The organism is Endozoicomonas sp. (genome assembly GCF_051008435.1).
Lineage (GTDB): Bacteria > Pseudomonadota > Gammaproteobacteria > Pseudomonadales > Endozoicomonadaceae > Endozoicomonas_A.
Map to the genome: position 1 here is coordinate 19,909 of NZ_JBPCXO010000173.1, position 10,044 is coordinate 29,952.

Annotated in this window: 3 protein-coding genes; all 3 read left to right on the top strand. The window is 47.4% G+C overall.

From position 1 onward, the window contains the following. Window positions 1-62 precede the first annotated feature (62 nt). The 3 genes from ACR2PX_RS08590 to ACR2PX_RS08600 all read left to right on the top strand — a co-directional run bounded on the left by ACR2PX_RS08590 (window position 63) and on the right by ACR2PX_RS08600 (window position 9,693). Window positions 63-4,913 carry a carboxypeptidase regulatory-like domain-containing protein gene (locus tag ACR2PX_RS08590; RefSeq protein WP_433998948.1) on the top strand — a complete coding sequence of 1,617 codons (4,851 nt, stop codon included), beginning with the start codon at window positions 63-65 and terminating at the stop codon, window positions 4,911-4,913. A 111-nt stretch (window positions 4,914-5,024) separates the two neighbouring features. Beyond that, a complete protein-coding gene (locus ACR2PX_RS08595; RefSeq protein ID WP_433998949.1) occupies window positions 5,025-6,497 on the top strand; it encodes a hypothetical protein in 1,473 nt (490 codons plus the stop codon). A gap of 94 nt (window positions 6,498-6,591) precedes the next feature. After that, complete coding sequence (locus ACR2PX_RS08600; RefSeq protein WP_433998950.1) at window positions 6,592-9,693, top strand: transglutaminase domain-containing protein; 3,102 nt, start codon at window positions 6,592-6,594, stop codon at window positions 9,691-9,693. Window positions 9,694-10,044 lie beyond the last annotated feature (351 nt).

The following is a 10,044-nucleotide window of genomic DNA, read 5'->3' on the forward strand; positions in this document are numbered from 1 at the left end:
GATCAGAAAAGGAATAGATCTGAAGCCATTACTGTTTATGATAAAAGGAATTTGTCGTGCAAATGCTGTTCAGGATTGTTTTTGCTACCTTTTTGCTAATCTTGCCTCTAACCCATGTTTCAGCTGTTGATCTTGAGAATGCCAGTTCCTGGCTGCGAGAAGCTGCTAATAGTGATGGCGGGTTTTATAGAAGTTCTGATCTGGCGTTACCTTGGCAGAGTACATCTGAAACAGTTGCAGCTCTGAAAGATGGGTTGAATCAGCAAGAAAGAGAACAAACAAATCATTTTCTGTCTTCCGGTTCTGATCATTCTACAGAGCAGTTGGCTCGTTGGGCGGCGACAGGTCTTCCCTCTTCTGAAAACAGAGAAAAAATCCAAACTGTCCTGGCCTCCCGACAAAACAACGATGGTGGTTTTGGTGCTCATTCGGGTTATGACAGCACGGTTCATGACACAGCCTTTGCCTTACGGGGTTTGAATGCCCTTGGTTCCAGAAAAGGTGTTCTTGAGGCTGTGGCCTACCTTCTAAATAAGCGGGTAGAAGGAAGCTGGAGGTACACGACAGGTGTTGATAATGACCCGATACTGACAGCTCAGGTGGCTATCGCCTTATGGCCATTGCGAAAAGTCTATCGGGATGTTCAGCCAGCTCTGGATGACAGTGCTGCATACCTTTTGTCCCTGCGTTCTACTGACGGCAGTTGGGCGACTGACATGATCAGTGCCCAGTCTCTCCTTGCTATTACTCCTCTGATAGAAGATCCCTCCAGTATTGAAAACAGTCGTAAAGTTCTGGCTGATGCTCAGGCCAGTAATGGCAGCTGGGGGTCAGATGTTTATCTGACCGCTCTAGCTCTGCAGGCTTTATCCCTTGTTCCCGGAGCAGCAGCTAACCCAGATATCACCAGCATTCGTGGGACAATTGTCGACGCACAAACCGGTATTGCTTTGTCAGGAGTAACTTTATCGTTAACCGGTGCTGAGACTCGAAATCTGGTGACTGATAGCCTAGGTCATTTCAGTATTGAGCGACTGATTGCCGGTTCGTATGTTTTGACGATTGCTCAAGAAGGTTATCAAGCACTGGAATGGCGCTCGTCCTTGACTGATGGGGAGCAAGTTAGCCTTGGAGTGCTGAGCCTTCAGCAAAAAACGGGGAGTGGAGTTACAACTGCCAGTATTGTTGGAACGGTTACCAGTAAGCCAGAGAGTACTGCTTTATCGGGTGTAGAAGTCAAGGTAAGCATGGGCAGTACGGAATATGAAGTTAGGACGAATGCTGATGGCCAGTTCTCTCTGACTGGACTGCCCGAAGGAAACGCAAGCATCACTTTGGAAAAGGTTGGGTATCAGAGGCGTGAAGGAACTCTCGTATTAAAAGCAGGATTGAACCATGTGTTCTCTGTTTCTATGGAGGCAACAAAGATACCAGAAGCCCGTATCCAGGGCACTGTTACTTCGGCTGAAACATCACTTCCCCTTGATGGCGTCCAAATTAAGGTTGTTGGTGCAAATAACCTCGAATTAACCAGTGATGCGAATGGAACCTATACAACAGCAACGCTTCAGGAAGGAGTGGTTTCTGTAGAGCTCTCCAAGGAGGGCTACCGTTCAGTCAGGGTCAGTATCGACATCAAGGATGGAACAACCTACAGCCTGTCACCCGCACTTTCTAAAGATGGTGTTCCAGCAGTTACCTCTCTGAAAGGGGCGGTCAAGGATGCCTTGAATGAAGCCCCTCTGACTGGTGTCGAGCTCGAGCTTAAAACGACATCTGCAGTTTACAAGGTTCAGACTGAGTCAAACGGAATGTTCAGCTTCAACGGCATTGAGACAGGTGATGCCTTATTGAAGTTCTCTAAAGAAGAGTACGTTCCTATTGAGCTAAATGTCACTATTGTTGAGGAAACTATCAATAATCTGGGTTCTTTGAGTCTCAAAAAAATAGTGCAGCCAGAGAAAGCAGTTTTCTCTGGTCGTGTACTGGATGTTGGGACTGAAAACCCTCTGGCTGGAGCGCAAGTAAGAATAGAGTCAGGTTCTGATAGCAGGACATACCCGATTTCAGCTGACGGTGATTTTACTATTAGCGATGTAATGCCGGGGCAGGTGCTTTTGACATTCACTCAGGCTGGCTATAAAGACGCACTGTATTATTTTGATGCAACGCCTGGTGAAGTAGTGACTATTGGCGATGTAAAACTCAAGAAGATAGAAACGATACCTTCACTTCCAGATCTGGGAATATTGGGAGTATCAGTTAGCAAACTGATCAGTGACAGCCAGGCAGGTGTTGTTTCAGGTTCACTGTCGATTGGTGTAACCAACAAGGGGAATGTACCTGCCAGAGGCAGTTCAGAGGCAAGGGTGTTCTATGACGTTAATAAGAATGACCTCTATGAATCGGAAGAAGACCTGCTTCTTGGAACAATTGTATTAGAACTGGATCTGCTTCCAGAAAAATCGACCACTTTTGAAATAGAGGTCTCAGGTCAAACTCCTTTCAGGGATGCGCCTCTGGGCATCGTCATAAATCATGAGAGATCAGTCATTGAGTCCAGTTATGAGAATAACTTTGTCAGTACCGCCGGGAATTGCTCAAGAAAGGGTGAGGTTGGCGTTGACCTAGCGTTCTGCCTCGATTCGTCGGGAAGTATTGGGTATGGAGGCTATAAGGTTCAGCTCAATGGTATTGCTGATGCAATCCAGGACAGTGAGATCGTTCCACATGATGGAAGTGTTCGTATGACCATTCTCACTGCTGGAACAGGTCCAAGGCTGCACAAAATTCTCCAACCTACCAGGATCATTAGTTCAACGGTAGAGCAGCTCTCTGCTGCAATTCGCTCTGCACGTTATTTCGGGGGGGATACTGACTATATGGGCTACTGTGTGAAACAGGCTGCTGATATTGTCAGTGCTCAGGAAGTTGAAAGTGCATTCCAGGTTTTCACTGTGGCAGGGGATGGCGTCTGGCCGAGTGACAGGGGGCGCTACAGTGTGGCAGAAGGTTTGAATGCAGCCAATGAGTCAGCAGTATACGCATCTGGCAAGGGTATAGATGTTATTGATGCTATAGGCGTTTCTACAGCTTGGCGAAATGTGCTAGAGGCGCACGTCTGGCCTAAACCTGTGGGAGGCGATAAAGGGAAGCTGACTCTGGTGAACAACTCCTATGAGTTTGCCCAGTTAGTCGGCACCAGTATCAAAGAACAGACCAGTGGCATCGCTGATCTCAGTGTCACCAAACCGGAAGTGATTGATAGAGGTGGCCAACTGAATGTCACTTTTGTCATTGGCAACGGAGGTTCAATACCTGTTACCCAGGAGTTCAGGGTTGCGCTTTATGAGGGGGTGGATATTGAAGGGAAGGAACCCGTTGCAGAACTCATAATCGATGGTCTTGACAAGGCGTCCTACCGTGAACTCCAGTTTGAGAAAGTTGCTTTTAAATCAGGACTTCAGCCTGAGCAGTTAACAGTTGTGGTGGATTCGAAAAATACCCTGCCTGAGTGCAATGAAGAAAATAACTCTGTGGTGTTGGGTTTGACTCCACAATCAGGGGCTTTTGAGATTGCCTTGAACAATAAAAGTCTCCTTGAAGGAGAACAGTTGGGAGTGAAATTCACAATAACTAATTCTGGCCAGCTTTCAGGTGACTATACCGCTGAATTGAAACTGATAGACAAGCAGGGCAACCTTGTTCAACTCTTTGAGCCCGAAACGGTTTCTCTGAAGTCTTCAGATAAAGTGACAGGCAACAGGTCTTGGAGAGTTACAGGAGTGACAGCGGATGTTTATAGAGTTGAAGGTGTTCTGCTCAACAAAGAAGAAGTGATTCTTGACAAAGATATGGACTCTTTTTCGATTCTGGTTGCGTCTGAAAGTGGTCAGGCCGCTGGGTCTTCAATCTATGCGGATGCAGAGGACTACCAACCCTGGGATCAGGTCAACCTCTCTGCCAGAGTCGCCAATACTTCAGTCAACAGTGCGGTTGAAAGTGCTACTGCCCGAATCACCATCAAAAACCCAGCCGGTGAAATCATCCATCAGTATGAGCAACCCTTGACCGAAATCGCTGTCGGAGGGCTAAGGGATATTCCGGTCAGTTTCCAGCTGAAAGGTGCAGTTTCTGGTGATTACTCCGTTGAACTTGAGGTTAGAGTATCATCAGATGGTCGTGTACTGACACGATCTGAAGAGCGCTTTTTCGTTGAGTCGTCTTCTGCAGTATTGAATCTGCGTGGATCAGTTCAAGCCACTATCAGATCATTGGAAGCGGGAACAGCGCAAACCTGCAGTTTCAATATTGAAAACCGTGGCAAGGATATCGTTAATCTACCGGTTCGAATGGGATTGGTAGCTGCAAGAGAATCGGACGACAGTGAATTCATTCAGGTCTTTTCATTTAATCCGGTTATCGAAGCCAATAGCAGCTTCCAGTCCCGGGTCAGTCTGGAAACCTCTGGTCTTCTGGGTGAGTATGCCTGTGTTCTCCAGGCACAAACAGAAAATGAGTGGAAAGCTCTGGCAGCTGATGCCTTCCTGGTAACTGAGCCACCCGTAAAACTCACAGGCAGTCTGAACAAGTCTGATAAAGGCCGACTCCTGGCTCTGGTCGACAGACCGAGGCAGTGCAAGGCAGTGGATTCTATGACTGTGGCTTTTGATCTTAAACGTCATTTCACACGTCTCAAGAGCGATGTGACGGTTGAACTGCTGTCGGACGATGGTCTGGTTCTTGATACCGAAGAATTAAGACCCTATTCCAGAAACTGGATCAATGACCAATGGGCAGAAACCGATCTTTCAGGCTGGGTCACCAAAGGCCGCCTGTTGAAGGTCAAACTGGCTGATAGCAATGGGCTTGATGATCACTATCAGATCAGGGCTACCTATTACACAGGCTAACAGTGGAAAACCAATACCTGGTCGTTAACGACAGGTTGTGACCGTTCCTGGAAAACCGGTAACTGGTGGAGCGACCACCTGTTACTTGACTTCTCCTATCATAAGTCGGTGGTGCGTGTTGATGAACGTGATCCCTATGGACCTGCGGATCAACCGGATCTCCCCGCTCAGCGTCAGGCTCTGGAATCTCTGTTAAAACAGAAGCAATGGTCTTACACCGTGGTGGATAACCGTGAGGACTTTGCCCGTGAACTGAGGAGTGGCAGCTACTCTGTGCTGGGGCTTTTCAGTGAAGAAATCACTCTTGATCACTGGACCCAAAAGGCGATTCGTGAAGCTGTACACAGTGGCTCAGGCTTGTTGGTAGCCGGTATACACGATACCCGTCATATGATTCTTGAGCCTGCCTTGGGCATTATCAAGCTGGGTGAACATCATGGTTCTACAGGTTTGACCCTGATCGCCGTTCCGGGTCTTGAGGGCGAGGCAGTCTTCCCGATCCCAGATGATTATGCGGTTGCTATCTACCCCAGAACAGCCAAAGTGATCGCAGAATTTACTCTGAAAGATATTTTTGATGAGCAGGGACTGAAATGGTTTGGTGATGAAAACCAGAAAGCCTGGCATGAAGGTGTACGTCAGTTGCGTGACCGGTCCGATGTCGATGCCCTGAATAACGACTGGATTCGATGGTACTGGGACAGACCCGACGCCATGACCTGTGTGCCGGAACATCTGCGTCGATGGCACTGGTGGCGCAAAGACAGCTTCCGTATGGATGCCGAGTCTGGCAACTGGAGGTCTGATGATTTGAGATCTTCCAAAGGCCGGTACCACGGGCGCTCCTATTGTGACTTCTTGTCACTCAAGAAACCGGCGGTCACCCTGAATCAGTATGGAAAAGGTAAAGCGGTATTTGCAGGGTTTGATGGACTGCTTCAGGCGACAGCCGGTGGCCAGGACAGCCTGTACTTCCAGCTTCTGAACCAGGCGCTGGATCAGGTGCACCAGGATAATGGAACGCTGGCTGAAGGGCAGTCACAATCCGTCCAGCTGACCATAGAGAATCTGGCGATAGCAACACCTGGTCGGGCTCTGTTGCAACTGGATGGGGTGAGCATACTCGACAAGGCGAGCTTTACGCAGGAAGAAGATGGCTGGAGCTACGAGTTCACGATTGCTGAAGGACAGCAATTGCAGAAGCATCTTCAGGTTATTGTTCCTCCCTACAGCAAAGCAGGGACTATCTCTGCCTTGATCCAGTCCGGTCAGGAGGGTCAATGGCGAGACCATGAAGCATTAAAGCTTGAAATAGAGGCGGGAAGAGAGCTGGCCAATCTGGATGAATTGATCGAGAAAGTTCGTGCCCTCTCTTATGAAAGCTGGAAAGGGATGCGTTATTACTTCCTGCTGAAGAAGCTGGAGTTTATCCGTCAGTGTCTGCTGGAGCACAACCTGCGTTGGGCCTATGAGTCTTTGTTAATGAGCACCAGTCTGCTGATGATGGACAAGAGCAGCGATGCCCAGGAAATCCGGGCTGGTTTACAGGATGTGTTGTTAAACGTTGGTCGTAAGATTAACTGATAAAAAGAGTTTAAGTCTGTCTTGCCAAGCTAATGTACCAAACCAGGGCAGGCATCAAAGTTTGGAAGTTATAAGAAATCACATGGAGTAAAGGATGTCTGTTCAGGTAATGGAGTCGTTTCGCCAGGGCATACTGGGTAAAGGGGTGTCGCTGCTGCTTTCGTCGCTTTTTGTCTTTGTTTTCTTTCTGTCCCCCACAGGCAAGGCAGTGGCGGACAATATAGAAAAAGAGGCCGAGTATGAACGACGCCTGACCGCCATGATGGAAAGCACTCCCGAGAAAAAGCTAGCGCACAGGCTGCAAAAGCTGAAGGAGTGGGTTGCCGACGATGAACCCGGTGTTCGTTTCAGGGAGCGAGCGAATGAAGGGGTATTTACCACTATTTCCCGATCCATTGGATTGGGGGATAAATTCCTCATTACTTCAGATAAAGATAAACTGACGGCTCTCTACTCAGGAGTTGATGAAGCTTACACGGAAGCATGGACCCAATGGCAGAGCCTCGAAACTGAACTGAAAAGCCGAGACCTGCCTGCTATTGCCCTGGAGCGTCACCAGATGGCAATGGCAGAGTTCAAAGAGCAGTACCATCAGTTCTCCGTGTATTACCAGCAACTGGAGCGCACCAATAGTGATACTGAGTTGCAGTCTGGCTGGGAAGCGCTGGGGCGTTTTTTGAACCAGCAACAGTTTCAGAAAAGCTACGCACCTTTCGACCCGAATAAACTGCCTTTCGGTACGCCGGACAGTGAAGTACGCGAGCCTGCAGTGACACTTGGCGAGCTGGAGAAGGTGCTGGGCATGAATTCTGCCGCAGGGCTTATGGTCGCTTCGGCCGGTAGACTGCCCGACTCTGTTCAGAAAGCACTGGAGGCCAGAAATCAGGTATTAGAAGGACACCTGTCTGATACCATGGATATCCAGATTAATGATGAAATACGACAATTGGCGTCTGATCTGAACAATAACCCGACTGAAATTTACGCCTGGGTACACAACAATATCCGCTTTATTCCCAGTTACGGTTCTATTCAGGGTGGAGCCATGACTTTAGACACCCGGCGGGGCAATGCCACCGATATTGCCAGTTTGCTGATTGGCCTGCTGCGTGCTGCAAACATTCCGGCTCGCTATGCCTACGGCTCCATTGAAGTGCCTGCAGATAAAGTCATGAACTGGGTGGGCGGAGTCGAAGTGCCCGCCGCAGCCCAGAATCTTATGGGACAGGGTGGCATTCCCAATACAGGCCTGTTGCGCGGAGGCAAGGTCACCGACATTCGTATGGAGCACACCTGGGTAGAAGCCTGGGTAGATTTTGAACCCAGTCGGGGTGTGAAGAATCGCCAGGGCGACAACTGGATTCCCATGGACGCCAGTTTCAAGCAGTATGAATTCACACAAGGTATGGACCTTCAGGAGCAGGTTCCCTTTGATGCCCAGGCTCTGGTGGATGAGATTCAAGCCAATTCCACCATTAATGAAGAGCAGGGTTTTATACAGAACCTGCCCCAGACTGCTATAGAGCAGCAGTTACAGGACTACCAGCAAAAGTTGCAGGATTACATTACCAACCAGAACCCTGACGCTACTGTGGGTGAAGTATTGGGTCTTCAGGAAGTCAAGGTAAAACCTCCGGCTCCTCTGGCTGCGGGTTTGCCCTACAAGGTTCTGGTCACCAGTGAACGTTTTGCAGAAGTACCTGAAAAATTGAGACACAAATTCAAGTACCAGTTGCAGACCCAACTCTATGGCAACCCGGACGTCAGCCTGTTTAACTTTGAACAGCCTACCGTCAAGCTGGCCGGTAAAAAACTGGCCCTGTCCTTCCGACCTAGCACGGAAGAAGACGAAGCTATTATTGAAAGCTACCTGCCCCAGCCAAACGAAGATGGCAGCCCGATAGACCCATCACAACTACCAGATACTTTGCCTGGCTACCTGATCGATATGACGGCTGAATTTACCTTGGACGGTGAGGTAGAACTCACTGCCGATGCAGGGAAAATGGGTACAGAGTTATACAGTACTCTGGGGTTGTATTCACCAACTCATGGCTGGACGACAGCGAATAACAAGCCGGTAGCGGGGGAGTATCGGGCTATTGGGTTGGATTTGCAGGGGGTGTCTGAGTCAGAGACAAGCAAGCTACAAAAAAATGTGAGTGTAACCAAAGATAAATTATCAAATGCTGAATTTGATGCTCTATCACAACATGGTGTAGTCGGTGACCTTTTATACGCAACAATATTGAGCTATTTTGCTCAGAATGATGTACACGATCAGGTGTCCTCAGAAAATAGTGATGTCGTTCAATATCGGGCTCCAAGTTTTGGTTTGTTTATGACTAATGTCACACCCCAATATTGGTTTGGAATGCCAAGAGATGTGAGATTTGGTGGTCTTGTGATGGATGTGGATAATTACAGCGTAATTTCAGTGCACAAAAGTAATGAGAGAAAGCTGTGGAGTAATTATAACTTTTCAATAGGTAAAAGAAGTTCCGCGATGGAGCACATTGTTCCTGAGCAAATGTTTTCGACAAGTGAGAGTTCTGCATATGGAATAAGCGCAATGAAAGCTCTGCTTCTAGCGGCTCAAGAAGGGCAGCGTATTCTTTCTATTACTCGTGACAACTTAGAAGAAGCAATGCAAATTCTAAACTTGTCAGACGACGTAGAGAGAGAAATTAAGCAGGGAGTGAGTTCTGGGAAGGTCGTTACAGCTCATGAGAAAAATATAGCCTATAAGGGCTGGGTTGGAGCTGGGTATTTAATCATTGATCCAGATACTGGGGCAGGAGCTTATAAAATAAGTGGTGGTGAGAATGGTGGTTTTATTGAACTTGTTTCTAAAGTATTTGAGTGGCTTGGTATAGGTTTCTTTATTAAAGAGCTTCTTGCAATTATTGCTGGCTCATTAGGTATAGCAGCTGTTTTTTCAAGTATAGGAGGTGTTTTATTTTTTCTTGCATTTGCAATGAATGTTTACGATTTATCTATGAAGTGTAGAGATGCAACAGCAGCAGTTATTTTTTCAATTCTATATACCGTTGTTAATGTGTTAGTTATTGGCCTTTTGGCATTAGTTGCAGGACCTATTGGTGCAGCTATAGGACTTTTCATTTTAGGTTATGGAGGTGTGTATCTGAAGGACTGGATATTAAATACTCCGTTGTGTGCTGGTGATAAAAAATGAACCATATGTTATTCAGGCCTAAAAGAGTAATAATACAAACTACTCTTTCACTATATATTGTGGCACTTTATGCATTACAAGTATCTTGGCCGATTATAATCGGTGCTATATGTGGACTTCTCTTAATAGTTATTAGCTTGGAAGTGAAAAAGCCTGTCAGTCGTTTTGGAATTGCTTGGATGGCAATTAGTTTTGTACTTGCTTTTGCTGAGTGGTGGTTACTAAGTTAGTGCCTGTCCGAAAACCCACAAAAATCAAATGATGACAGTCCTCATTAAACGTGAGGCCAGATCATAAACCGGACCTTCACTGTTAAAGACTACATTTGCAGCGATTTCTGAGAGTATTCTT

Bases quoted from the DNA above. Each gene is read 5' to 3' on its own strand.
- ACR2PX_RS08600 (WP_433998950.1), top strand. From the start codon at position 6,592: ATGTCTGTTCAGGTAATGGAGTCGTTTCGCCAGGGCATACTGGGTAAA.
- ACR2PX_RS08590 (WP_433998948.1), top strand. From the start codon at position 63: ATGCTGTTCAGGATTGTTTTTGCTACCTTTTTGCTAATCTTGCCTCTA.